This is a genomic window from Pseudomonas sp. GW822-FHT06B12, from assembly GCF_058799675.1.
This window is the reverse complement of record NZ_JBXALR010000010.1, coordinates 1-24519: the sequence shown is the minus strand read 5'-3', so window position 1 is coordinate 24519 and position 24519 is coordinate 1. Positions and strand designations below refer to the sequence as shown.

Below are 24519 nucleotides of genomic sequence, written 5' to 3'. Positions count from 1 at the left end.
GTACCGGCCTCATCGCGAGCAGGCTCGCTCCCACATTGGAACGCGGTCAACTGTGGGAGCGAGCCTGCTCGCGATGGGGCCTGTCGTTACACCGCCAATTAAAAGGTTATGACCATGTTGCAACTGATCCTCGGCGGCGCCCGTTCCGGTAAAAGCCGTCTGGCTGAAAAGCTCGCCAGCGAAAGCGGCCTGGCGGTGACGTACATCGCCACCAGTCAGCCACTGGACGGCGAAATGAGTGCTCGCGTGGCTCATCACCGCGAGCGCCGTCCGCCTGAATGGGCGCTCATTGAAGAACCACTGGAACTGGCCCGGGTGTTGCGCGAAACCGCGAGCGCCGAGCGTTGCCTGCTGGTGGATTGTCTGACCCTGTGGCTGACCAATCTGCTGATGCTTGAAGATCCCGAGCGTCTGGCAGGTGAGCGTGAAGCTTTGTTGGAGTGCCTGGCATCGCTGCCAGGGGAAATTGTTTTTGTCAGCAACGAGACCGGTCTGGGTGTCGTGCCGCTGGGCGAATTGACTCGCCGCTATGTCGATGAAGCCGGTTGGCTGCATCAAGCCCTGGCTGAGCGCTGTCAGCGTGTCGTGTTGACCATCGCCGGCCTGCCCCTGACTTTGAAAGGTACTGTGTTATGACTCATTCCTGGTGGTTGAACCCGTGCAAACCGATCAATGCGCAAACGCATGAGCAGGCGGCAGCTCGGCAGCAGCAACTGACCAAACCGGCGGGCTCCCTCGGGCAGCTGGAGTTGGTGGCGGTGCAATTGGCGGGGCTGCAAGGTCGGGTCAAACCGAGCTTGAATCAGCTGTGGATTGCGATTTTTGCCGGTGATCACGGGGTGGTCGCCGAAGGGGTTTCGGCGTTCCCGCAGGAAGTCACCGGGCAGATGCTGCATAACTTTGTCAGCGGTGGCGCGGCGATCAGCGTGTTGGCGCGGCAACTTGAGGCACGACTGGAAGTGATCGACCTCGGTACTGTCACGCCTTCGTTGAGTCTGCGGGGTGTACGTCATTTGCATATCGGACCGGGCACCGCAAACTTCGTGCACGGCCCGGCAATGACCCAGGCTCAGGGCGAGCAAGCCTTGCAGGCCGGCCGTGACAGCGTGCTGCGGGCGATCGCTGAAGGCTCCGAGCTGTTTATCGGTGGCGAGATGGGCATCGGCAATACCACCGCCGCCAGTGCTGTGGCCTGTGCACTGCTCGATTGCCCGGTAGCGCATCTGACCGGGCCGGGCACCGGTCTGGACGCGGCAGGTGTCAGCCATAAAGCCCAGGTGATTGAACGCGCTCTGACGTTGCATGCCGCTCAGCGCGGCGACGTGTTGCAGACGTTGTTCAACCTCGGCGGTTTTGAAATCGCTGCGTTGGTCGGTGCTTATCTGGCCTGCGCCCAGGAAGGTTTGGCGGTGCTGGTCGATGGCTTTATTTGCAGCGTTGCGGCGCTGATCGCGGTGCGCCTGAATCCGGCGTGCCGCGAGTGGTTGATGTTTGGTCACTGCGGGGCGGAGCCGGGTCATCGGCATGTCCTGGAAACCTTGAATGCCGAGCCTTTGCTGGATCTCGGCTTGCGACTGGGCGAGGGCAGTGGTGCGGCGCTGGCGGTGCCGTTGCTGCGTCTGGCCTGCGACCTGCACGGGCAAATGGCGACCTTCGCTGAAGCGGCTGTAGCCGATCGTCCGGCATGACGTTACGTCTGGATCTGCTGCGCCACGGCGAAACCGAACTCGGGGGCGGTTTGCGCGGTAGCCTGGATGACGCGCTGACCGCCAAAGGTTGGGAGCAGATGCGCGCGGCGGTGATTGACCAAGGTCCGTGGGATCGCTTGGTCAGCTCACCGCTGCAACGTTGTGCGCGCTTTGCCGAGGAGCTGGCCGAGCGGTTGGGCTTACCGGTCGAGCTGGACAAAAACCTGCAAGAGCTGCACTTCGGCGTCTGGGAAGGGCAGAACGCGGCGGCATTGATGGAAACCGACGCTGAGGCGCTGGGGCTGTTCTGGGCTGATCCCTATGGGTTCACGCCTCCCGACGGTGAACCGGTGATCGCATTTTCCGAGCGGGTGCTGGCGGCCGTCGAGCGCTTGCATCAGGCCTACGCAGGCGAGCGAGTGCTGTTGATCAGTCACGGTGGGGTCATGCGTTTGTTGCTGGCCCAGGCGCGTGGGTTGCCGCGTGAGCAATTGCTCAACGTTGAAGTCGGTCATGGCGCGCTGTTTTCGTTGCGCGTCGAGGCGGATGCCGTGCTCAGGGAAGAGGGCTGAACATGCTGCCATTCTGGATCGCCGTGCAATTTTTGAGCAGCTTGCCGATTCGTCTGCCGGGCATGCCGGCGCCTCAAGAGCTTGGGCGCTCGCTGCTGTTCTATCCGTTGGTGGGGCTGCTGTTTGGTGGGTTGTTGTGGGCACTGAACTGGCTGTTGCTCGGTACGCCAGCGTTGCTGCATGCAGCGTTGTTGTTGAGTGTCTGGGTGGTGCTCAGCGGCGGTTTGCATCTTGACGGTCTGGCTGACAGTGCCGATGCCTGGCTTGGCGGTTATGGTGATCGCGAGCGCACATTGACCATCATGAAAGACCCGCGCAGTGGGCCGATCGCGGTGGTGACACTGGTGTTGGTGCTGTTGCTCAAGTTCACGGCGTTACTGGCGTTGATCGATCAGCACTCGATGGTCGGATTGATCCTCGCACCGTTGATCGGTCGCAGTGCGTTGCTGGGGTTGTTTCTGAACACGCCGTATGTGCGCGCTGGCGGCTTGGGGCAGGCGCTGGCCGACCATCTGCCGCGCAAGGCCGGTCTGCAGGTGTTGTTGCTCAGCACGTTGGCCTGCTTGCTGATCGGCGGCTGGAGCGGTGTGGTTGCGTTGGCGTTGGCGGCGCTGATGTTTTTCTGGTTGCGTCAGGTGATGCTGCGGCGTTTGGGCGGGACCACTGGCGATACGGCAGGGGCGTTGCTGGAGCTGCTGGAAGTGGCGGTGCTGGTAGGTTTGGCGCTGCTCTAAAGCGCTTGCGTAGGAGCTGCCGAAGGCTGGGGCCGCGTTCGGACGATCTTTTTGTTTTGAAAATCAAAAGATCGCAGCCTTCGGCAGCTCCTACGGTCATTCGATATTCACATCTTGCTTTCTGTCAATCGCGGGTATATACACGCACCATGCTAGCCTCTCAATGTTTATGCACCAACCTGCGTCGCGCCGCTCGTGGCGTCAGCAGGCACTACGACGGCGCCCTCGACGGCTTCGGGATCAACGTTGCGCAGTATTCCTTGCTGTGCAATTTGCAGCGTCTCGATCAACCGAGCATTTCGACCCTGGCGGAAGCCATGGGTCTGGATCGCAGCACTTTGGGGCGTAATCTGCGGGTGCTGGAGGGGGAGGGGCTGGTGATGCTGGTTGAGGGTGAAGACCAGCGCAATCGCATCGTGCAGCTGACCGAGACCGGGCGTGAACGCCTGGCAGCGGCCTTACCGGCCTGGGAAGCGGCGCAACAGCGGCTGATCGATCGTCTGGGCGCAGAGAAACGTGCAACCCTACTGGCCTTGCTGGATGAACTCGCCTGAGGCGGCGGGCCTTTCCAAACGTAAACCCGAATTTAAGCCCGAACTTAAGCCCGAACTTAAGCGGGTATATACCCGCTACCGGAGAACAAGAATGACATCGATGTGGCGTACCAGCGGTTGGGTTCTACTCGGGAGTGCACTGATTCTTGCGCTGTCGCTTGGCGTGCGGCATGGCTTCGGGTTGTTTCTGCCGCCGATGAGCGCGCAGTTCGGCTGGGGGCGCGAGGTGTTCGCCTTCGCTATTGCCTTGCAGAACCTGATCTGGGGACTGGCGCAGCCATTCACCGGTGCATTGGCGGACCGCTTCGGTGCGGCGAAAGTGGTGCTGGTCGGTGGCGTGTTGTACGCCGTGGGGCTGGTGTTCATGGGCTTGTCAGATTCGGCCTGGTCGCTGTCGCTGAGTGCCGGGTTGTTGATCGGTATTGGCCTGTCCGGCACCTCGTTCTCGGTGATTCTTGGCGTGGTGGGGCGCGCCGTGCCGCCGGAGAAACGCAGCATGGGCATGGGGATCGCCAGTGCTGCCGGCTCCTTCGGCCAGTTCGCCATGTTGCCCGGCACGCTGGGGTTGATCGGCTGGCTCGGTTGGTCGACCGCACTGCTGGTGCTGGGAATGCTGGTGGCGCTGATTGTGCCGCTGGTGAGCATGCTCAAAGATAAACCGTTACCCGTGCTCGGTCATGAGCAAACCCTGTCCGAGGCGCTGCACGAGGCGTGTTCGCACTCGGGGTTCTGGCTATTGGCGTTCGGGTTTTTTGTCTGCGGTTTTCAAGTGGTATTTATCGGTGTGCATTTGCCGGCCTATCTGGTCGATCAGCACCTGCCCGCCAGTGTCGGCACCACGGTGCTGGCGTTGATCGGCCTGTTCAATATCTTCGGTACTTACACTGCTGGCTGGCTCGGCGGGCGCATGTCCAAACCGCGTCTTCTGACCGGCCTCTACCTGCTGCGTGCGGTGGTGATCGGCTTGTTCCTCTGGGCTCCCGTGACGCAGACCAGTGCTTATCTGTTCGGCATGGCCATGGGATTCCTCTGGTTGTCGACGGTGCCTTTGACCAACGGCACGGTAGCGACGCTGTTCGGTGTGCGAAACCTCTCTATGCTGGGTGGTATTGTTTTCCTCTTTCACCAGTTGGGCTCGTTCCTCGGCGGCTGGTTGGGCGGAGTGGTTTACGATCGAACAGGAAGCTATGACTTGATCTGGCAAGTAGCGATTCTTCTGAGTCTGTTGGCGGCAGCCTTGAACTGGCCAGTGCGCGAGCGCCCGGTAGCGCGGTTGCAGGCTCAGGCGAGTGCTGCATGAACAGAGTCGGAGCATGGCTCGCCGCAGCCGGTGCTGGCGCGCTGTTGTTGGCGTTGGTCTGGTGGGGCTGGCATCAGGGTGGCCTGGCATTGATGCAACTGGGTATGGGGACCTGTTGAGCGCCCACTAAAAAGCCCCGCCTCTGTACAAGAGTGCGGGGCTTTTTCAATTCAACGGGTGAGCTGTTCAGGCTCGCCGTGAATCAGAAGCGGTAGGTCGCGCCGACACCAAAACCATTGGCGCTGTTTTCGTACTTGGCGCTGTAACTGTCGACTGCGTTGGAACGATTCACCGTGACAGCTTCTTCCTTGAGGTAGGAGTAGGCGACGTCGATGGTCAGATCATCGGTGACGTTGTAGCCAGCGCCAAGGCTGAAGATCGTGCGGTCACCGGTAGGAATACGTGGCGAACGGTCAGTATTGTTGGTAGGCGACTGGTCAAAGGTCAGGCCGGTACGCAATACCCACTGCTTGTTCAACTGGTAGGAAGTACCGATGGCGTAGGCCCAGGTATTGTGCCAGTTCTGCTCTTCCTTGATGGTGCCGAACAGGGCTGGGGACAATACGCCGCCTTGTGCCGCAGTGACACCTTCGTTATTGACGGTAATGTCTTTCAGGCGGCTCCAGCGGGTCCAGGTAGAACCTGCATACAGGGTCCAGGCATCCGTCAGCTGTTGTGTTACGGAGAAGTCGACCGATTCGGGTGTTTCGATTTTCAGCGAGGCATCGTATCGGTTGCTTTTCAGGAAGGCGGAAGGAGCATTTGCGCCTGCGGTGATATCGGTATGACCTTCGAGATTGTATTTTACTTTCGAGTGATAGGTCAGGCCGACGCGAGTCGTGTCGGTTGCTTGTACCAGTACGCCGAAGTTGTAGCCCAGAGCGGTATCGTCGCCTTTGATCTTGACGTGTGTATCGCCAAAAAGAGGTACATCCGACTCGAGAGTGCCGCCAATGCGGTTAATGGTCGGACCGAAGCCGATCGATACTCTGTCGTTGAAGGCATAGCTGACGGTAGGTTGGAAGGTCACAACCTTGACTTCACTCTTGCTGCCGAAGCCGCCGCCCTGGAAGCCACTTTCATAGTTGGTAATCAGACCAAAAGGTGCGTAGACACCGAGGCCGAATGCCCAGTGATCATCTATCGGCTTGACGTAATAGCCCATCGGAACGGCTGTGAATGGCACCATGTCGCCTTTGTTGGTACCCGGATGGGCGCCTTGGGCGTCTTTGATATCAGTCGAGGCATTGATAGTTGCCAGTCCGCCAGTGACTTCCTGGCGCTTGATTCGCGACATGCCGGCAGGGTTGCCAAATACAGTACTTGCATCATCGGCAGATGAAGAGCGTCCCGCAAAACCAGTCCCCATCCCACTGATGCTCTGTTCGTTGAGGGCGAAGCCACTCGCAAAGATCTGGGTGGATGCCAAGGTAACGGCGAGGCTAAGGGTGGTTTTGAGTATTACTTTTTTCATTATTAGAACTCCTGGTGATCACCGGAGCGAAAATTACCAACATTTTCGTTCCGGCGCTATAGGCTGTATGGCTTGAGATAGAGCGCTTTTGTAGGACAATCAGACCAAATTCGCGTCTATATGCGCGATCTTGCAAATTGCCCGGTTAACAGGCGATCTGATTCAGCGGTGATACACAGGTTTGCCAGGCGCAGGTGAAGTCGCGCAGGCGACCTTGCGGCTGGAACGTCTGGCGCCAGATTCGGGCCATGCCCAGCAGGTCATCGGCTTCGGGAAGCGGGGTGTTTTGTTCTTCTATTAATAGCCAAGCGATGGCGGTGGCATAACGCAGGTTGACGGTCAGTTCGAGGTGCGGGCCGCTGAGAAATGCATGCTGGCTGGCGAGGCCGCGAACCAGGCTGGCGCGTTCCGGGTCCAGCGCCAGGTAGTGATCCCAAAGCGCCTGGTGGCGAGGTTCGGCAATCCGGTACAGGCCATGCCCGCGGCGGTCATGCAGGGCGGAACCGAGAGCAGACTGACTGGCGGCAACACCCAGTAGCAGGGATTCGGCTGTTGTGCTGTGGCGTCCGAGGTAAATCAATGTCGGGCGGATCACATAACGGCACAGTTCGCTGGCGGCGATACCCATAAGGCCCTCGAAACGTGAAGTGAGCGGCGATTCCTGACAGGGGCTTGGCAGCGGTGGATCGGTTCAGGATCGCCGGAAGCGGATCAAGCCGCTTGAGTTGAAGTGTAGTGTCATATTCGTGCTGTAAAGTTCTGTTTTTAAAATATTTCTGGCTTCGAGTTATAACCGTTATATCGCTTGGTGCTTAAGCCGGTACAACGAATGGAGAAATATCAGGCAATAAAAAGCCCTGCTTTTTGGGCAGGGCTTTCGAAGTTTTCAGCTTTTCTGGCGTATCAGGCAACCAGTGCCTGACGGGTACGCTCGATCACGGCCTGCAGCGGCTCGGCGCTGGAGTATTGATCGGGGTACAGGCGTTCGCTGTGACGAGCGATGCCGTGTTCATTGACCAGAGTGAAGCTGAAGCAGCCTTTGCGAGCAGCCATGATCAGGCAGTTCATTGGTGCAAAAGCGTTGGTTAGGGTGCGAATGGCATCCTGAGTATGGATTTGAGTAGACATGGTTATTGGGTGTTCCTACAAATGACACGGATAAGAACCGTGCAACGTTAAAACGTTCCAGTAACGTCGATCACCATTGATCGAACGAAGAACCCGACTGGAACAAAGCAGCCAGTTGAAGCGCTATGATTTTTGCGCGCTTGGGCCGGCAGGTAGGTACTTAGGAGGGCAGGCAACACATCAAGGGCAAAGGTTCTGGGCCCGGGGTGAAGATCCTGATCAATTTGCAGGTTGGTTCGGTCAGAGTAAGTGAGCTTCGCAACACCCTTTGCATTCGATTCAAAGGCAGTGTCGTCGCAAGCGTTACCTGGAAACCATCGAGGTGGTCGGTCCCGTGATGTCGGTAAAGGCTTCTCTTTAGAGAAGGTATACCGCAGGAGTTGTTCGACCAGAATTGACTTTCAGCTTGGTACTAACGCCGCGGATACTAACGGATTGAATTCAAGAAAGGAAGTGTGTTAGGCAAAAAAACTTCTGTGGGGGCTTGAACCGCTCTGCTCGCAGGCGGGAATTTGCCGTACCTGGCGCATTCGCAGTCGAGGGGAAAACGACGCGGCAACAGTAAAGCACACAATTGGGTCGCTAAGTGCCCGGCGGCATTAGCCATCATCTCCCTTGAAACGCAGGTGCAGTGAGGCTGGTTGCTATTGAATTCCTACAAAGCGCACGAAAAAAGGGCGGTGATATAACCACCCCAAAGGTACTTGTGCACATTAGTTGCGCGGACTGTCACCCGCCTGTCATTTCACCTTCAAGCGCAGTTGGTGCCTGTAGTGGAAATTTAAGTCAATGAAAAACATCGCTTTTTTTTACTGGTGAAAAAATCGTCAGTTTGACTGCGGGCCCCATTCCACAGGGCTTCTGGCGAGTTCAGGGCGGGTTGTCCACTGAGTTATCCACAGCTTCTGTGGATTGTCCCGAGCGCTTGCTCTAGGACGGGCGTACCGGCTTTTTTTCGACTTTACCCGTACGAAAAAAAGAGTAGAGTGGCGCGCCTTCCGATCTGTCCCACAGTGCTTTATGAAGTTTCGCTCAGTATCAACCTCCGTTACCTCTGCACCCTCGGGTGTTACTCCTCCCAAGCGTTTTTCGATGCGAGTCGCCGAATGGCTTCTCGACAGTCCTCGCCTGGGCAATAACCCCAACGTCAAACATTTCGCCGGACGTTTGCTCAAGGCTCCGGCCCGTGAAGGGGTAGTGGCTGCGCAAAGTCGTCTGGGGCAATTGATGTGTCGCGAATGCGGTAATGCCCGCGATCGTCGTATTGGCCAGGACCTGCTGCGCCAGGCCGCACGTGCCGGCGACCGGCGTGCCCAGCGCGAACTCGGTCAGATCGAAGACTGAGCTGTCCAACCCCCAACGGCTTGGTTAACCTTCGCGCTTTAATTCATCGGCAGGAGTCGTCATGGCTATGGACTTGACCAGTGTATTGCTCGGCCTGGCGGGTGCTGCGCTGCCGTTGTTGGTGCTGGCGTGGCAACTGCAGCGACGCCATGGCACCGGGCAGTCCGAGTTGGCGCTGCTTGAAGAGCGCTTGAGTACTGCGCAATTGGCACAGGACGGTCTGAATGCGCAGCTCGATGCCTGCCGCGATGAAATCAGTGACCTGAGCCAGGCCAACGCCGCCAAGCAAGCCGATCTGGCTGCCGTGCGCCGTGAGGTCGAGCTGTTGCAGATCGAGCGCGACAACGCTCGTGACGCGGCCCATGCCTGGAACCTCGAACGCAGCGGTAAAGAAGCCGAGTTACGACGGCTGGACGCTCAGGCCGCGTCACTGAATGCCGAGCTGCGTGAGCAACAGGAAAGCCATCAGCAACGCCTGAGCGACCTGCAAGGCTCGCGGGATGAGCTGCGGGCGCAGTTCGCCGAGTTGGCCGGGAAAATTTTCGATGAGCGCGAGCAGCGCTTTGCCGAAACCAGTCAACAGCGTTTGGGGCAGTTGCTCGACCCGTTGAAAGAACGCATTCAATCCTTCGAGAAACGCGTCGAGGAAAGCTATCAGGCCGAAGCCCGCGAGCGCTTCTCGCTGGCAAAGGAGCTGGAGCGTCTGCAACAACTGAACCTGCGCCTGAGCGACGAGGCGACCAACCTCACGCGAGCGCTCAAGGGACAGAAAACCCAGGGCAACTGGGGCGAGTTGATTCTCGAGCGAGTGCTGGAGCACGCGGGCCTGGAGAAGGGCCGTGAGTACCAGACTCAAGTCAGCCTCAAGGGGCCGGACGGCGAGCGCTTCCAGCCCGACGTGCTGATTTATCTGCCGGGCGACAAGCAGGTGGTGGTCGACTCCAAGGTCAGCCTGACGGCCTATCAGCAATACGTGGCGGCTGACGATGACGCGATTGGTCAGGCGGCGCTCAAACAGCATGTGCTGTCGCTGCGCAATCACGTCAAAGGCCTGTCCGATAAGGACTATAAGCGGCTGGACGGTCTGCACAGCCTGGATTTCGTTTTGCTCTTCGTGCCCATCGAGGCGGCTTTTTCCGCTGCATTGCAGGCCGAGCCGAATCTGTTTCAGGAAGCCTTTGACCGACATATCGTCATCGTCAGCCCGACCACCTTGCTGGCCACGTTGCGCGTCATCGACAGCCTGTGGAAGCAAGAGCGTCAGAGCCAGAACGCCCGGGAAATCGCCGAGCGCGCAGGTTGGCTGTACGACAAGTTCGTGCTGTTTATTCAGGATCTGGACGAGGTCGGTAATCGCTTGCAGCAACTGGATAAAGCCTACAGCGCCGCACGCAACAAGCTGACGGAAGGTCGCGGTAATCTGGTCAGCCGCAGCGAACAGCTCAAATTGCTCGGCGCACGGGCCAGCAAGAGCTTGCCGGCGGATCTGCTGGAGCGGGCGATGACCGATGTCGACGGGTTGGCCGAGCTGCCGGAATAAATTAAAAGATCGCAGCCAGATTTGTAGGAGCTGCCGAAGGCTGCGATCTTTACAACGGCAAATGCCGACTCAACAACGCCCGCAACGCCGCCGGTTTCACCGGTTTCGGCAGGTATTCCAGACCCGCCGCATGCACTTGGGCAACCATCTCCGGTCGCCCGTCAGCGCTGATCACTACACCGGGTACCGGCTTACCCAGTTGGGTGCGTAGCCAGGCCATCAACTCGGTGCCGGTTTCGCCATTGTCGAGGTGGTAATCGACCAGCGCCAGTTGCGGGCGCATGCCGTCGCTGAGCAGCGCCGCACACTCATCGCGATTGCGTGCGGTATACACCTGACACCCCCAGCGCGAGAGCAGGCTGTTCATGCCAATCAGAATGCTGTCTTCGTTATCGATACACAGCACCTGCGCGCCAGTCGGTAGTCGGCCATTGAGCTTGGCAATTTTACTCGGTGCGCTGGTTTGAGCGTGGGCCAGTGGCACGCTGACGCTGAACACGCTGCCTTTGCCAGGCCAGGAACGCACTTGCAGTTGATGCCCGAGCACCCGGCACAAGCCGTCGGCAATCGCCAAGCCCAGACCCAGGCCTTTTTCGGCACGGGTCTGGTGGCTGTCGAGGCGCTTGAACTCTTCGAAAATAACCTGGCGTTTGTCTTCCGCAATCCCCGGGCCACGGTCCCAGACCTCCAGGCACAGGTGATCGCCCCTGCGCCGGGCACCCAGCAACACCGGGCCTTTGGCATATCGAAAGGCGTTGGTCAGGAAGTTTTGCAGTATCCGTCGCAGCAGTTTGATATCGCTGTCGACCCGCAAGCGACTGCCGCGAAGGCGAAATTTCAGCCCTTGCTCCTGCGCCAAAGCCTTGAATTCGGCGCCGAGGGCGTCGAACAGATCGTTGAGCGCAAACGGCTTGCGATCCGGGTTGATCTTGCCGTTTTCCAGGCGCGAGATGTCGAGCAGGTCGCTGATCAAGTCCTCGGCCGAGCGCAATGAACTGTCCAGATGCTGCACCAGTTGCCGGGTCTCGCTGGAGAGATCGTCGTCGCGGTGGGAGAGGGCAGCGGAGAACAGGCGTGCAGCGTTCAACGGCTGCATCAGGTCGTGACTGACTGCCGCGAGGAAACGGGTTTTCGACTGGTTGGCCGACTCGGCGGTGCCTTTGGCTTCGGTCAGCGCGACGTTCAACTGCGACAGTTCATGGGTACGTTCGGTGACGCGTCGCTCCAGGCCCTCGTTGGCCTCGGTCAGCGCCTGCTCTGCCTCGCGGAACGCGGTGATGTCGGTGAAACTCATGACAAACCCGCCACCCGGCATCGGATTGCCGATCAGCTCGATCACCCGGCCGTTGGGGAACAAGCGCTCCGAGGTGTGGGCGCGTCCCTGACGCATCCAGTGCAGACGCCGGGCAACGTGGACTTCCGCTTCGCCGGGGCCGCACAGGCCACGTTCGGCGTTGTAGCGAATGATGTCGGCAATCGGCCGGCCGACGCTGATCAAACCGTCCGGGTAGTTGAACAGTTCAAGGTAACGACGGTTCCAGGCCACCAGTTTCAGCGACTGGTCGACCACGCTGATGCCCTGGGTGATGTTCTCGATCGCGCCTTGCAGCAAGGCGCGGTTGAATTGCAGCACTTCCGAGGCTTCGTCAGCGATTCGCACCACGTCCTCAAGCTGCATTTCCCGACCTTCAATGGCCGCTTTTACTACTGCGCGGGTCGAAGAAGCGCCCAGTACACCGGCGAGCAGGCGTTCGGTGTGAGCGATCCATTCACCGTCGGCGTTCTGGTTCGGGTTGAAGCCTTTGCCCTGGCGGTAGGCGAAGCGGATGAAGCTCTGGCGTGCCCGTTCTTCGCCGACAAAACGCGCCGCAAGTTGCAGCAGATCGTCGATTTGCACCGCCAGCATCGAGCGGGCGCTCGGCCGTGGGCTGATCTCCTGACCAATGAAACGCCCGGCCTGCCAGTGTTCCGAGACCCGTGTACGGGACAGCACCGAAACCCAGGCGAACAAGGTGAAGTTACCGGCCAGCGACAGCACCACGCCCTGGGTCAGTGGAGAAATCGGCAGGTTCAGCGGATTGCCGTGCAGCCAGCCCAGCCCTGGGAAGCTGTGCAGCGACCAGCCCAGGCTGTTGGCGGCGATCGGCAGAACCAACGTGTAGAACCAGAGAAAAGTCCCGGCGGCGAGACCGGCGAACACCCCGCGGCGGTTGGCCTGTTTCCAGTACAGCGCGCCGAGCATCGCCGGCGCCAATTGGGTCACGGCGGCGAATGCGATCTGCCCGATGGTGGCCAGACTGGCGGTCGAGCCGAGCAGGCGATAGGAAACATAGGCCAGCAGCAGAATCGCCACGATGCTCACCCGACGCACCGAAAGCATCCAATAGCGGAACACTTCGAACGGCCGCTCGGCGTTTTTCCGGCGCAGCAACCATGGCAACAGCATGTCGTTGGAGACCATGGTCGACAACGCCACGCTGGCGACGATCACCATCCCGGTGGCGGCCGATGCGCCACCGATAAACGCCAGCAGCGCCAGTGCCGGATGGGCCTGGGCCAGTGGCAGGCTGATTACGAAGGAGTCGGGCAGTACCGAGCTTGGCAGCATCATTTGCCCGGCCAGCGCTATCGGCACCACGAACAGTGCGGCCAATGCCAGATAAGCCGGGAACACCCATTTCGCCAGGCGCAAATCCTGCGGCTCGATGTTCTCCACCACGGTTACATGGAACTGTCGGGGCAGGCAGATGATCGCCATCATCGCCACGCCGGTCTGCACCACCATCGATGGCCAGTTGATGGTTTCTTTCCAGTATTCCTCCAGGCGTGGTGCGAGCATGGCTTGATCGAACAGGTCGTCGAAACCGTCGTATAACCCATATGTGACGAAGGCGCCGACCGCGAGGAAGGCGAACAGCTTGACCAGCGCTTCGAAGGCAATCGCCAGCACCATGCCACGGTGGTGCTCGGTGGCATCGAGGTTGCGGGTGCCGAAGACAATGGTGAACAGCGCCAGAATCAGCGACACAATCAGCGCCGTGTCCTGGGCACGGGTGCCCATGGCGTCGGGGCCTGCGCCGATCAACAGGTTGACCCCGAGGACAATGCCTTTAAGCTGCAAGGCGATGTAGGGCAATACCCCCACCAGACAGATCAGCGCCACCACCACCGCCAGCGATTGTGATTTGCCGTAGCGGGCGGCGATGAAGTCGGCAATCGAGGTGATGTTTTCCTGCTTGCTGATCATCACCATTTTTTGCAGGACCCACGGCGCGCACACCAGCAGCAGGATCGGTCCCAGATAAATCGGCAAAAACGACCAGAGTTGTTCGGCCGCCTGACCCACGGCGCCAAAGAATGTCCAACTGGTGCAATAGACCGCCAGCGACAGGCTGTACACCCAGGCACGCATTCGCGGCGGCAGCGGCGTGCTGCGGCGGTCGCCGTAAAAGGCGATGGCGAACATGACGGCCATATAGGCCAGGGCGACGGCGGCAATCAGCCCGCTGGACAGCGACATGGGAACTCCAGGCAAAAGACACCCGGGACGCAAGCCCGGTCTGACAGTCTCGCATGACCTTCACGGTTAGTCAGCGTCGACCAAGGTCGTGGCGTGGCGGGGTGTCGCAGGGGGATACACACGTGTTTTCGCGGTAGATCGTAATCTCCCCCCGTAGGAGCTGCCGAAGGCTGCGATCTTTTGATCTTGCGGTTGCGACGATTGCAAAGATCGCAGCCTTCGGCAGCTCCTACGGGGCCAGCGCGATGTCGATCAATTGGTGCAGCTCTTCCACTTCAAGCGCCGCGGACGCGAACAGGATGCGGAACACCGTTGGCGCCACCAGCATGTTGATCAGTCGGTCGACACTCGGCTTCGGCTCATCCGGATAACGCTCCAGAATTGTCTGCAGTTGACCGCTGAGAATGCTCACGCAATACCCCGGCGTGGCGCTCGATTGCACGTCGCGCATCATGTTGCGGCCGGGCTCCGAACTCATCTCGTCCAGATACTGCTCGGCCCAGGCGCGCAAATCGCTACGCAGGCTGCCAGTGTTGGTCGGTTCGCTGTCGGGACGCATGCGTGCCAGCGCGACGTCCGCCAGCAGTGCCGACAAATCGCCCCAACGTCGGTAGATCGTCGACGGTGTAACGCCTGCGCGGGCGGCGATTTGCGGCACGGTCACGCTTGAACGCTCCTGCTCTTCGAGGAGTTCACGCACTGCCGTGTGAATTGATTCCTGCACCCGGGCACTTCGGCCGCCGGGGCGTAACGCTTCTTTAATAGCCATGCAGCGGACCTTAACACAAAGAATTTGCTTTAAGCCGAAGCCAGTCGCACACTCCGCAAAAGCAAAAAGTTAGCTTTTGCGGAGTGTGTCCATGTCCAGTTCTGTCTCAAACCGTTCCAGTCTGGTGTTCCTGGCGATCACCTTGTTGAGTTTTCTCGCCGCTTCCAGTGCGCCAACACCGCTTTATCATCTGTACCAGGAGGCGCTGCAGTTTTCTCCGGCGACCCTGACGTTGATTTTCGGCGTGTATGCCTTGAGCCTGCTGGCGGCGCTGCTGACGGTTGGCTCGCTGTCGGATCATCTGGGGCGCAAACCGGTGATCTTCGCTGCGTTACTGCTGGATATGCTGGCGATGCTGCTGTTTATCAACGCTGACAGTGTGGCCTGGCTGATTGCCGCGCGTGTGCTTCAGGGGTTCGCCACTGGCATGGCCACCAGCGTACTTGGCGCGGCATTGCTCGATACTGACCGGCAGCAAGGACCGCTGGTGAACAGCGTTGCACCGCTGTTGGGCATGGCGTGCGGGGCATTGGGCAGCGGATTGCTGGCGGAATATGCGCCGCAACCACTGCAGTTGGCTTATTGGATTCTGTTCGGGTTGTTTCTGTTGCAAGCCCTGTATGTCTGGCGTCTGCCCGAAAGCGTCAGTCGGCAACCCGGTGCCTGGGCGTCGCTGCGTCCCACCTTGCATGTGCCGCCTCAGGCGCGACGGGCGCTTTGGTTGGCGCTGCCGGTGGATGTGGCGGTTTGGGCGGTGGGTGGGTTCTTTCTGTCGCTGGTACCGTCCCTGGTTCGTGCGGCGACTGGTTCGACCTCGAACCTGATCGGCGGAACTCTGGTGGCCGTGTTGACGGTCAGCGGCGCGCTGATGATCTTCTCCTTACGCAATCGCCCGGCAGACAAAGTCCTGCGCTTGGGTGCGAGTTTATTGGCGATCGGTATCGCGCTGATTCTGACGGCTGTGCACAGCGCCAGCCTGCCGCTTTTTTTCTTCGCCACCCTGGTGGCTGGCAGTGGTTTTGGCGCCGGTTTTCTCGGTGCCTTGCGCAGCGTGGTACCGCTGGCCTTGCCCCATGAGCGTGCGGGGTTGATGTCGGCGTTCTACGTGCTGAGCTACCTGGCGTTCTGCCTGCCGTCGCTGTTGGCAGGGAACCTGACCCGGACCTTTGGCCTGATCGCTACCACCGATGGTTATGGCGCGGTGTTGATCGCGCTTTCGCTTGGTGCGTTGCTGGGGTTGATGCGTCAGCGACCAGTAAAAGTTTGCGCCGCAGCTGGCAACTGATAAAAAAACGCGGCGCCTGATCAAGGCACCGCGTTTTTTTGCTGCTTGCAAACGTCAGATTTGCGCGATCCCACCGTCGACGAACAACTCGATTCCGTTGATGAAGCTGCTGTCGTCCGACGCCAGGAACACTGCCGCCTTACCGACTTCAGCCGGTTCACCCAAACGCCCCAGCGGAATCAGGCTGGCGAGGTGTGCAAACAGGCCTTCAGTCTGGTCGGCCGGAACGATGTCGCCCAGACCCGGCGTGCGGATCGGGCCGGGGCTGATGACGTTGACACGAATCTTGCGTGACTTGAGGTCCAGCAACCAGGAGCGGGCGAAATTGCGCACGGCCGCTTTGCTGGCGCTGTAGACACTGAAGTTTTCCGTGCCCTGGGTCGCCGTGGTGGATGCGGTCAGAATCACCGAACCTCCGTCCTTGAGCAGCGGCAGGGATTTTTGCACGGTAAACAGCAGGCCTTTGACGTTGATGCTGAAGATCCGGTCGAAGTGCTCTTCGGTGATTGCTCCCAGCGGCAGCATGTCACCGCCACCCGCGTTGGCGAACACGATGTCGAGATGGCCGGTCTGGGTCTTGATCACGTCGAAGATCCGATCCAGATCGCCGAGATTCGACACGTCACCTTGAATGCCAGTGATGTTTTTGCCGATTGAGGCGACGGCGGCATCGAGTTCGGCCTGGCGGCGACCAGTGATGAAGACGGTGGCGCCTTGGTCGACGAAAGCCTGTGCCGAGGCCAGGCCGATGCCGGTGGTGCCGCCAGTGATCAGTGCAACTTTGCCTTCAAGTGAATGGCTCATGGGTGAATCTCCGGTGAACGTAGTGGGAAGTCGCCGGCGCCGTTGTGCGCCGTTGAACAGACTTTATGCCGGAAGATTCAGCGGAAAAATCGCCAGAATCGGGTTTGTTTGTGCATGGCTGTGGACAATACTCAAGGCTTGTCGAACGAGGACGCGCGATGAATCAGCTACTCGCCATGCGGGTGTTCGCCCGGGTCGTGCAGACCGGTTCTTTCACCAAGGCTGCGGACTCCCTGGAACTGCCGAAAACCTCGGTCAGCAAGCTGATCGTCGACCTCGAAGAGCATCTGGGCGTGCGGCTTTTGCAGCGCACCACGCGGCGGCTCACGGTGACGGCGGATGGCCTGGCCTATTACGAACGGGCCAGCGAATTGCTGGCCGAACTGGATGATCTGGACAGCAGTCTTGCCAGTGCCCAGGGGCGTCCGCGCGGCAGGATTCGGGTCGATGTCGGTGCGTCATTGGCGCGGATTGTGATCATCCCGGCGTTGCCGGACTTCTTTGCCCGCTACCCGGATATCCAGGTCGACATGGGTGTCAGCGATCGACCGGTGGATCTGATCAGGGAGAACGTCGACTGCGTGATTCGTGGCGGGCCGTTGATCGAGCTGTCGATGGCCGCGCGACCCTTGGGCGTATCGACCTTGAGAACCTGCGTCGCGCCCGTCTATCTTGAGCGTTTCGGCCTGCCGAGCCATCCGCTGGAGCTGGAGAAGCAGCATCGCATGGTCAGTTATCACTCGGCCCGAAGTGGGCGGGTGATCCCGGCGCGGTTCGAGCGTGAAGGGCAGAAAATCGAAATCGATGGCCGTGGAGTGCTCAGTGTCAATGAGAGCAACGCACACCTGGCGGCGGGGTTGGCAGGGCTAGGGGTGATCCAGAGTTTCAACTATACGGTGCAGCCACACATCGAGCGCGGTGAACTGGTACCGATTCTTGAGGACTGGCATCCGCCAGCGTACCCGTTTCACGTGTTGTATCCACCCAATCGGCACCTGAGCAATCGGGTGCGGGTGTTTATCGATTGGTTGACGCAGTTGTTCGCCGGTTTGGGGTAGCCTTGAAGTCTGGTTCGTGCAAGGTTGCGCGTCCCGTCCTCTGGAACAGAGCAATCCGATGAAGATCATTCGCAGCAAATCTTTCACCGGTGACCGCGCCTGGGCGGCGCTGGATATCGCCAACATGAACGGTATCACCACCCGTTTGCACTGGACGGATCAGCCCTACAAATGGCACGTCAACGACGGCCAGGAAGTGTTTGTCGTGCTCGATGGTCAGGTGCAGATGCGCTATCGGGAGAACGGTGTCGAGCAGGCTACGCTGTTGGAGGTCGGTGACATCTTTTATGCGGCGGTCGGCACCGAACACGTCGCCCATCCGCAAGGCGCGGCGCGGGTGTTGGTGATTGAAACGCAAGGCAGTGTTTAGTGGCTATATCTACAAAACAGATAACAGTTAGAGAAATTACCCGTTATATAGATATTCGATTTGGTTCTACCATGAGCTCTACCTCACCCGAGGACAGGAGTTCACGATGCAATGCCCCAACAGCAACAAAACTGTTAATCGGCCTTTGAGCCATTTGCAGCACCCGCGCGAAGCAATTCGTCAGTTCACCCCGAACTGGTTCGCCGCGACCATGGGCACCGGGGTCCTGGCCCTGGCGCTCGCCCAATTGCCGGTGTCGATCCCAGGTTTGCATGCCTTCGCCGAAGGCCTGTGGATGTTCAACATTTTCCTGTTTCTGTTGTTCAGCGGGTTGTATGCCGCACGCTGGGCGTTTTTCTTTGATGAAGCACGACGGATTTTTGGCCACTCCACGGTTTCGATGTTTTTCGGCACCATTCCCATGGGCCTGGCGACCATCATCAATGGCTTCCTGCTGTTCGGTCTGCCGCGCTGGGGGGAGGGCGTTGTGCACGTGGCCGAGGTGCTGTGGTGGCTGGATGTCGCCATGTCGCTGGCCTGCGGCGTGTTGATTCCGTACATGATGTTTACCCGTCAGGAACACAGCATCGACCAGATGACCGCTGTCTGGCTGCTGCCAGTAGTGGCCGCGGAAGTCGCGGCGGCCAGTGGCGGTTTGCTTGCACCGCATCTGGCTGACGTCCACTCGCAACTGGTGATGTTGGTAACCAGCTATGTGCTGTGGGCATTCTCGTTGCCGGTGGCGTTCAGCATCCTGACCATCCTGCTGTTGCGTATGGCCCTGCACAAACTGCCCCACGAAAACATGGCCGCGTCGAGCTGGCTGGCGCTGGGACCGATCGGCACCGGGGCGCTGGGCATGTTGTTGCTGGGTAGCGACGCACCAGCGATTTTCGCCGCCAACGGCTTGCCGGGTATCGGTGAAATTGCCGCCGGGCTGGGTCTGGTCGCCGGGATCACGTTGTGGGGCTTCGGCTTGTGGTGGATGTTGATGGCGGTGCTGATCACCCTGCGTTACCTGCGCGGCGGGATTCCTTTCAACCTCGGCTGGTGGGGGTTTACCTTCCCGCTGGGTGTCTACTCGCTGGCCACATTGAAGCTGGCGAGTACCTTGAACCTGGCCTTTTTCAGCCTCTTTGGCAGCGTGTTGGTCGTCGCGCTGGCGATCATGTGGTTGATCGTTTCCAAGCGCACTGTGCAGGGCGCCTGGCGCGGTGAGCTATTTGTTTCGCCATGCATTGCCGGATTAGCGAAATAATTCGCAAAGTTTAGGTAAGGTTGTGGCCTGGATCGCTGTACGACATTCCAATAAGAGCATTCAAGCCACACAGGGACATGGAAGATGAGTCACCCTTCGCAGTTCACCTTGCTTCGCAAGCGGCGGTTTCTGCCGTTTTTTGTTACGCAGTCCCTCGGGGCGTTCAACGACAACATCTTCAAGCAGTCGTTGATCCTTGCCATTTTGTACAAGCTGACCATCGAGGGTGACCGTTCGATCTGGGTCAACCTGTGTGCGTTGCTGTTCATCCTGCCGTTTTTTCTGTTCTCGGCGCTGGCCGGTCAGTTCGGCGAAAAGTTCGCCAAGGACGCGCTGATCCGTCTGATCAAGCTCGGTGAAATAGCGATCATGGCCGTCGGCTCCGTCGGCTTCCTGTTCGATCACCTGTCGCTGATGCTGGTGGCGCTGTTCGCCATGGGTACTCACTCGGCGCTGTTCGGCCCGGTGAAGTACTCGATCCTGCCCCAGGCGCTGCACGAAGAAGAGCTGGTGGGCGGTAACGGTCTGGTGGAAATGGGCACCTTCCTGGCGATTCTGGCGGGGACCATTGGCGCCGGGATCATGATGTCGTCCAGTCACTACGCACCGATTGTCTCCACGGCGATCATCGGTGTCGCGGTGCTCGGTTATCTGGCCAGTCGCGGCATTCCGCGAGCGGCGGCATCGACCCCCGAGCTGCGGCTGAACTGGAACATCTTCAGTCAGTCCTGGGCGACCTTGCGTCTGGGCCTTGGGCAAACGCCCGCAGTCTCACGTTCGATTGTCGGCAACTCGTGGTTCTGGTTCGTCGGGGCGATTTACCTGACGCAGATCCCGGCCTATGCCAAAGAGTGGATGCATGGCGACGAGACGGTGGTGACGCTGATTCTGACGGTGTTCTCGGTCGGTATCGCGCTGGGTTCGATGCTCTGCGAGAAACTCTCCGGACGCAAAGTCGAGATCGGCCTGGTGCCGTTTGGCTCCTTTGGCCTGACGGTGTTCGGCTTGCTGCTCTGGTGGCACTCCGGCGGTATCCCGGAAAGTCTTGAAGGCCATGGCTGGATCGAAGTGCTTGGCTTTGGTCATACGTGGTGGGTGCTGTTCGATATTCTCGGGTTGGGGATTTTCGGCGGCTTCTACATCGTGCCGCTGTACGCATTGATTCAGTCGCGCACCGCCGAAAACGAGCGGGCGCGGGTAATCGCAGCCAACAACATTCTCAACGCACTGTTCATGGTGGTCTCGGCGATTGTCTCGATTGTGCTGCTGAGCATCGTCAAGTTGTCGATTCCCCAGCTGTTCCTGGTGGTGTCGCTGCTGAACATCGGCGTAAACGCCTACATCTTCAGCATCGTGCCCGAGTTCAGCATGCGCTTCATGATCTGGCTGCTCAGCCATTCCATGTACCGCGTGCAGCACCGTAACCTGGAGCTGATTCCCGATGAAGGCGCGGCACTGTTGGTCTGCAATCACGTGTCGTTCGTCGACGCCTTGCTGATTGGTGGCGCAGTACGTCGGCCGATTCGCTTTGTGATGTATTACAAGATCTACAACCTGCCGGTGCTGAACTTCATCTTCCGTACCGCCGGGACCATTCCGATTGCCGGACGCCAGGAAGACATCCAGATCTACGAAAGGGCCTTCAAGCGAATCGCCCAGTACCTGAAGGATGGCGAACTGGTGTGCATCTTCCCGGAAGGCAAGTTGACCGCCGATGGCGAGATCAATGAGTTCAAGGGCGGGCTGACGCGGATATTGGAAGAAACACCGGTGCCGGTGATTCCATTGGCCTTGCAGGGGTTATGGGGCAGCTTCTTCAGTCGCGATCCGGACAAGGGATTGTTCCACCGCCTCTGGTCGCGAGTGACTGTGGTGGCCGGACCGGCGGTGGCGGTTGAAGTCGCGCAGCCGGCGCAGTTGCAAGCGCTGGTCGGCGAGTTGCGTGGCACCGTTAGGTAGTTGGTGTTTTGGCGGGCCTCATCGCGAGCAGGCTCGCTCCCACACTTGATCTGTGAACGACACAGAACCAATGTGGGAGCGAGCCTGCTCGCGATGGCGGTAGAGGCCTAAGCGCTGACTTTGAGCCCAACCAATCCGGCAATGATCAGCGCGACACTGGCCAGCCGGAACAGCGCCATGGATTCACCAAACAGGATGATCCCGGCGATGACCGTACCCACCGCGCCAACGCCCGTCCAGATCGCGTAGGCAGTGCCCAGCGGCAGATCCTTCATGGCCAGTCCCAGCAGGCCCAGGCTGATCACCATGGCGCCGACAGTCAGGACGGTGGGAAGAGGGCGGCTGAAGCCGTCGGTGTATTTCAGGCCAACGGCCCAGCCGACTTCAAACAGACCCGCGAAAAACAGAATGATCCAAGGCATGAAGACCTCCATCGATTGACGGGGTCGTCCCCAGATTAATAACTCGATCGAGCCGCAAGGTCGTCCTCGCGATGCGCACTATAGTGCCCATTAATAACCTGGGGATCAAGTTCCAGGGTCAGTCGGTTGCTTGTTGGGCGGCCAGTTCGCGGTCCTGTTTCTCGCTCATCCGGCGGAAGTACGTCGAGAGCAGCGCCCCGGAAATGTTGTGCCAGACGCTGAACAGTGCACTCGGCACGGCCGCCAGCGGTGAGAAATGCGCGCTGGCCAGTGCTGCGCCCAGACCGGAGTTCTGCATGCCGACTTCCAGCGCCAGGGATTTACGTTGTGCCAACGGCAGCTTGAACACACGTCCGGTGAAGTAACCCAGCAGGAAACCGAAACTGTTATGCAGCATCACTACGGCCATGATCAGCAGGCCGGACTCGGCAATCTTGGCCTGACTCGCCGCGACAACGGCAGCGACGATGATCACGATACTCACAACCGATACCAGTGGCAGCACGTCCACCGCATGGCGAACCCGATCTCCCAGCAGGCGCTGGGCGACCACGCCGAGCACGATTGGCAACAACACCACTTGCAGGATCGACCAGAACAACTCCATGAACGACACCGGCAACCAGGCCGAGGCCAGCAACCAGATCAGGGCCGGTGTCAGCAACGGGGCGAGCAGGGTGGTCACGGCGGCAATCGCCACTGACAGTGCCAGGTCACCGCGGGCCAGCCAGGTCATTACGTTCGACGAGGTGCCGCTCGGGCAGCAACCGACCAGAATCACCCCGACGGCGATTTCTGGCGGCAGATGAAACGCCTGGCAGAGCAACCATGCCACACCGGGCATGATCACGAAATGTGCGACTACGCCCAACGCCACGCGCCACGGATGGCGGGCAACTTCAGCGAAGTCTTCAAGTTTGAGGGTCAGGCCCATGCCGAACATCACCAGGCCCAGCAACGGCACGATCGCACCTTTCAAGCCGATGAACCACGCAGGTTGCAGGAAGGCCGCCACGGCGAAGATCAAGACCCAGTAAGCGAAGGTGTTGCCGACAAAGCGACTCAGTGCTGCCAGTGCACGCATGACCTGTTCCTTATTATTAAGTAACACCACAAAACAACTGTGGGAGCGGGCTTGCTCGCGAAAGCGGAGTGTCAGTCAACATCATCGTTGAATGTCAGTCCCCCTTCGCGAGCAAGCCCGCTCCCACATTGGAAACCGACGGCTTAGATGCCTTGCGGAGTCTCTTCGCCGCCCAGTGCCTCAACCAGCGCCGGGAGGAATTCGCCGAAGGTCAGCATCATCAGTGTGAAGCTGGCATCCAGTTGGCCGAGTGCTTCGTCGCCACCGTCCTGTTCTGCCTGATCCTGCAGCAGGTCTTCGAACTTCAGGCGCTTGACCACCATCTTGTCGTCGAGGACGAAAGACAGTTTGTCTTGCCAGGCCAGGGACAACTGAGTGACCACTTTGCCCGTGCTCAGGTGCAACTGGATTTCTTCGCTGGTCAGGTCCTGACGCTTGCAACGGACGATACCGCCGTCTTCGTGGGTGTCGCGCAGTTCGCATTCGTCGAGGACGAAGAAGTCGTCGGCGGCTTTCTGGGTGGTGACCCACTCAGTCATGGTGGCGGTCGGGGACATTTTTACAGTCAGCGGACGTACCGGCAGCGTGCCGATCACTTCACGCAGAGTGGAAAGCAGGTCTTCGGCGCGTTTCGGGCTGGCGGAGTTGACCAGGATCAGCCCCTGTTTCGGTGCGATAGCGGCAAAGGTCGACGAGCGACGGATAAAGGCCCGCGGCAGAAAAGCCTGGATGATTTCATCCTTGATCTGATCACGCTCCTTCTTATAGACCTTGCGCATCTGTTCGGCTTCGATCTCTTCGACCTTTTCCTTGACCGCGTCGCGCACGACGCTGCCCGGCAGAATGCGCTCTTCCTTGCGCGCGGCAATCAGCAGGAAGTCTCCGCTGACATGCACCAGAGGTGCATCTTCGCCCTTGCCAAACGGCGCGACGAAACCGTAGGTGGTCAACTCCTGGCTTGCACATGGACGCGCCAGTTTGGTGGCCAGTGCAGTTTCCAACGCCTCAGCATCAAAAGGCAGATCTTGGGTCAGGCGATAGATAAGCAGGTTTTTGAACCACATGGGGTGAGTCTCTCCTTTATACAAAGGGGGGCATTATTCTCCGCGCAGCGTCATAGGCCAACCCTCAGCTAAGCCTTTGGAAGGCCTGAAAAAATTATTTTAAAAAGTGCTTGCCAGAGGTGGGGCTGCTCCGTAGAATGCGCGCCACACCGAACGTGAAGGGTGATTAGCTCAGCTGGGAGAGCGTCTGCCTTACAAGCAGAATGTCGGCGGTTCGATCCCGTCATCACCCACCATTCGCATTCAGTGTTACGCGCAGCGGTAGTTCAGTCGGTTAGAATACCGGCCTGTCACGCCGGGGGTCGCGGGTTCGAGTCCCGTCCGCTGCGCCATATTCGGTAACCTGGAACGCTGAACGCCAGGTCACCACAGAAAGCCCGCTAACGCGGGCTTTTTGCTGTAAGAGTTCCATGCGAAGTGCACTGTTTCATTGAGATTCAGCTTTTTTAATAATTTTCTTAATTAAATCAGCACGTTATGAATTTTTGTGGCACAATGCGCCCCGCAACGAAGGTAAAGGGTGATTAGCTCAGCTGGGAGAGCGTCTGCCTTACAAGCAGAATGTCGGCGGTTCGATCCCGTCATCACCCAC

23 protein-coding genes and 3 tRNA genes are annotated in these 24519 nt (G+C 59.3%); 17 read left to right on the top strand and 9 right to left on the bottom strand.

Going from position 1 to position 24519, the window contains the following annotated elements:
* Positions 1–114: 114 nt before the first annotated feature.
* From cobU to AC1RKH_RS20930, 7 genes are all read left to right on the top strand, one after another.
* Positions 115–636: a bifunctional adenosylcobinamide kinase/adenosylcobinamide-phosphate guanylyltransferase gene (cobU, locus tag AC1RKH_RS20960; RefSeq protein ID WP_493063039.1), complete on the top strand. Its 522-nt coding sequence runs from the start codon at positions 115–117 to the stop codon at positions 634–636.
* A complete protein-coding gene (gene cobT, locus AC1RKH_RS20955) occupies positions 633–1688 on the top strand; it encodes a nicotinate-nucleotide--dimethylbenzimidazole phosphoribosyltransferase (protein ID WP_493063038.1) in 1056 nt (351 codons plus the stop codon). Before cobU ends, cobT begins: the two co-directional genes overlap by 4 nt.
* Positions 1685–2260 carry an alpha-ribazole phosphatase family protein gene (cobC, locus tag AC1RKH_RS20950; protein WP_493063037.1) on the top strand — a complete coding sequence of 192 codons (576 nt, stop codon included), beginning with the start codon at positions 1685–1687 and terminating at the stop codon, positions 2258–2260. The genes cobT and cobC overlap by 4 nt, the downstream gene beginning before the upstream one ends.
* A 2-nt stretch (positions 2261–2262) precedes the next feature.
* Positions 2263–2994, top strand: coding sequence for an adenosylcobinamide-GDP ribazoletransferase (locus AC1RKH_RS20945; protein WP_493063036.1), 732 nt, complete (start codon positions 2263–2265; stop codon positions 2992–2994).
* 149 nt (positions 2995–3143) lie between these two features.
* Positions 3144–3548, top strand: a complete 405-nt coding sequence (locus tag AC1RKH_RS20940) for a MarR family winged helix-turn-helix transcriptional regulator (protein ID WP_054593546.1) — start codon at positions 3144–3146, stop codon at positions 3546–3548.
* A gap of 91 nt (positions 3549–3639) precedes the next feature.
* Positions 3640–4848, top strand: coding sequence for an MFS transporter (locus AC1RKH_RS20935; RefSeq protein WP_493063035.1), 1209 nt, complete (start codon positions 3640–3642; stop codon positions 4846–4848).
* The gene (locus tag AC1RKH_RS20930; protein WP_259740288.1) at positions 4845–4967 is read left to right on the top strand and encodes a hypothetical protein; all 123 of its coding nucleotides are present in this window, start codon (positions 4845–4847) and stop codon (positions 4965–4967) included. The genes AC1RKH_RS20935 and AC1RKH_RS20930 overlap by 4 nt, the downstream gene beginning before the upstream one ends.
* 83 nt (positions 4968–5050) lie before the next feature.
* Here AC1RKH_RS20930 and AC1RKH_RS20925 read toward each other — a convergent pair whose 3' ends face one another.
* The 3 genes from AC1RKH_RS20925 to AC1RKH_RS20915 form a co-directional block, all read right to left on the bottom strand.
* Positions 5051–6322, bottom strand: coding sequence for an OmpP1/FadL family transporter (locus tag AC1RKH_RS20925; protein ID WP_493063034.1), 1272 nt, complete (start codon positions 6320–6322; stop codon positions 5051–5053).
* 145 nt (positions 6323–6467) lie between these two features.
* Entirely contained in the window at positions 6468–6950 is a 483-nt protein-coding gene (locus AC1RKH_RS20920; RefSeq protein ID WP_071553927.1) for a hypothetical protein, read from the bottom strand.
* 275 nt (positions 6951–7225) lie between these two features.
* Complete coding sequence (locus AC1RKH_RS20915) at positions 7226–7450, bottom strand: hypothetical protein (RefSeq protein WP_007898912.1); 225 nt, start codon at positions 7448–7450, stop codon at positions 7226–7228.
* A gap of 1020 nt (positions 7451–8470) precedes the next feature.
* On the opposite strand from AC1RKH_RS20915, the gene AC1RKH_RS20910 reads away from it, so the two are divergent.
* Together AC1RKH_RS20910 and AC1RKH_RS20905 are read left to right on the top strand one after the other, a co-directional pair.
* Entirely contained in the window at positions 8471–8794 is a 324-nt protein-coding gene (locus tag AC1RKH_RS20910) for a sel1 repeat family protein (RefSeq protein WP_493063033.1), read from the top strand.
* Between the two features lie 175 nt (positions 8795–8969).
* A complete protein-coding gene (locus AC1RKH_RS20905; protein ID WP_185015435.1) occupies positions 8970–10334 on the top strand; it encodes a DNA recombination protein RmuC in 1365 nt (454 codons plus the stop codon).
* A 49-nt stretch (positions 10335–10383) separates the two neighbouring features.
* Here the strand turns inward: AC1RKH_RS20905 and AC1RKH_RS20900 are convergent, their stop codons facing one another.
* Entirely contained in the window at positions 10384–13854 is a 3471-nt protein-coding gene (locus AC1RKH_RS20900; protein ID WP_493063032.1) for a hybrid sensor histidine kinase/response regulator, read from the bottom strand.
* Between the two features lie 229 nt (positions 13855–14083).
* Positions 14084–14623, bottom strand: a complete 540-nt coding sequence (locus AC1RKH_RS20895) for a TetR/AcrR family transcriptional regulator (protein ID WP_493063031.1) — start codon at positions 14621–14623, stop codon at positions 14084–14086.
* A 91-nt stretch (positions 14624–14714) separates the two neighbouring features.
* Between AC1RKH_RS20895 and AC1RKH_RS20890 the strand changes: the two genes are divergently transcribed.
* Positions 14715–15908, top strand: a complete 1194-nt coding sequence (locus AC1RKH_RS20890) for an MFS transporter (protein WP_493063030.1) — start codon at positions 14715–14717, stop codon at positions 15906–15908.
* Between the two features lie 54 nt (positions 15909–15962).
* Here the strand turns inward: AC1RKH_RS20890 and AC1RKH_RS20885 are convergent, their stop codons facing one another.
* Positions 15963–16712, bottom strand: coding sequence for an SDR family NAD(P)-dependent oxidoreductase (locus AC1RKH_RS20885; protein WP_493063029.1), 750 nt, complete (start codon positions 16710–16712; stop codon positions 15963–15965).
* Positions 16713–16870: 158 nt separating this feature from the next.
* On the opposite strand from AC1RKH_RS20885, the gene AC1RKH_RS20880 reads away from it, so the two are divergent.
* From AC1RKH_RS20880 to AC1RKH_RS20865, 4 genes are all read left to right on the top strand, one after another.
* Positions 16871–17770: a LysR family transcriptional regulator gene (locus AC1RKH_RS20880; RefSeq protein ID WP_493063028.1), complete on the top strand. Its 900-nt coding sequence runs from the start codon at positions 16871–16873 to the stop codon at positions 17768–17770.
* A gap of 58 nt (positions 17771–17828) precedes the next feature.
* Positions 17829–18140 carry a cupin domain-containing protein gene (locus tag AC1RKH_RS20875; protein WP_071553938.1) on the top strand — a complete coding sequence of 104 codons (312 nt, stop codon included), beginning with the start codon at positions 17829–17831 and terminating at the stop codon, positions 18138–18140.
* A 106-nt stretch (positions 18141–18246) separates the two neighbouring features.
* On the top strand, positions 18247–19398 hold the full coding sequence (locus AC1RKH_RS20870) for a TDT family transporter (protein ID WP_493063027.1): 1152 nt from the start codon (positions 18247–18249) through the stop codon (positions 19396–19398).
* Between the two features lie 84 nt (positions 19399–19482).
* Positions 19483–21357 carry an MFS transporter gene (locus AC1RKH_RS20865; protein ID WP_493063026.1) on the top strand — a complete coding sequence of 625 codons (1875 nt, stop codon included), beginning with the start codon at positions 19483–19485 and terminating at the stop codon, positions 21355–21357.
* Positions 21358–21464: 107 nt separating this feature from the next.
* On the opposite strand, the gene sugE is transcribed toward AC1RKH_RS20865, so the two are convergent.
* The 3 genes from sugE to rdgC all read right to left on the bottom strand — a co-directional run bounded on the left by sugE (position 21465) and on the right by rdgC (position 23927).
* Entirely contained in the window at positions 21465–21779 is a 315-nt protein-coding gene (gene sugE / locus AC1RKH_RS20860; RefSeq protein ID WP_123426861.1) for a quaternary ammonium compound efflux SMR transporter SugE, read from the bottom strand.
* Between the two features lie 118 nt (positions 21780–21897).
* Positions 21898–22863 carry a bile acid:sodium symporter family protein gene (locus tag AC1RKH_RS20855; RefSeq protein ID WP_493063025.1) on the bottom strand — a complete coding sequence of 322 codons (966 nt, stop codon included), beginning with the start codon at positions 22861–22863 and terminating at the stop codon, positions 21898–21900.
* Positions 22864–23006: 143 nt separating this feature from the next.
* Positions 23007–23927, bottom strand: coding sequence for a recombination-associated protein RdgC (gene rdgC / locus AC1RKH_RS20850; protein ID WP_071553948.1), 921 nt, complete (start codon positions 23925–23927; stop codon positions 23007–23009).
* A 160-nt stretch (positions 23928–24087) separates the two neighbouring features.
* Here rdgC and AC1RKH_RS20845 point away from each other — a divergent pair.
* The 3 genes from AC1RKH_RS20845 (at position 24088) to AC1RKH_RS20835 (ending at position 24518) form a co-directional block, all read left to right on the top strand.
* Positions 24088–24163, top strand: a tRNA-Val gene (locus AC1RKH_RS20845).
* A gap of 19 nt (positions 24164–24182) precedes the next feature.
* A tRNA-Asp gene (locus tag AC1RKH_RS20840) sits at positions 24183–24259 on the top strand.
* Positions 24260–24445: 186 nt separating this feature from the next.
* A tRNA-Val gene (locus AC1RKH_RS20835) sits at positions 24446–24518 on the top strand.
* Position 24519: the final 1 nt, after the last annotated feature.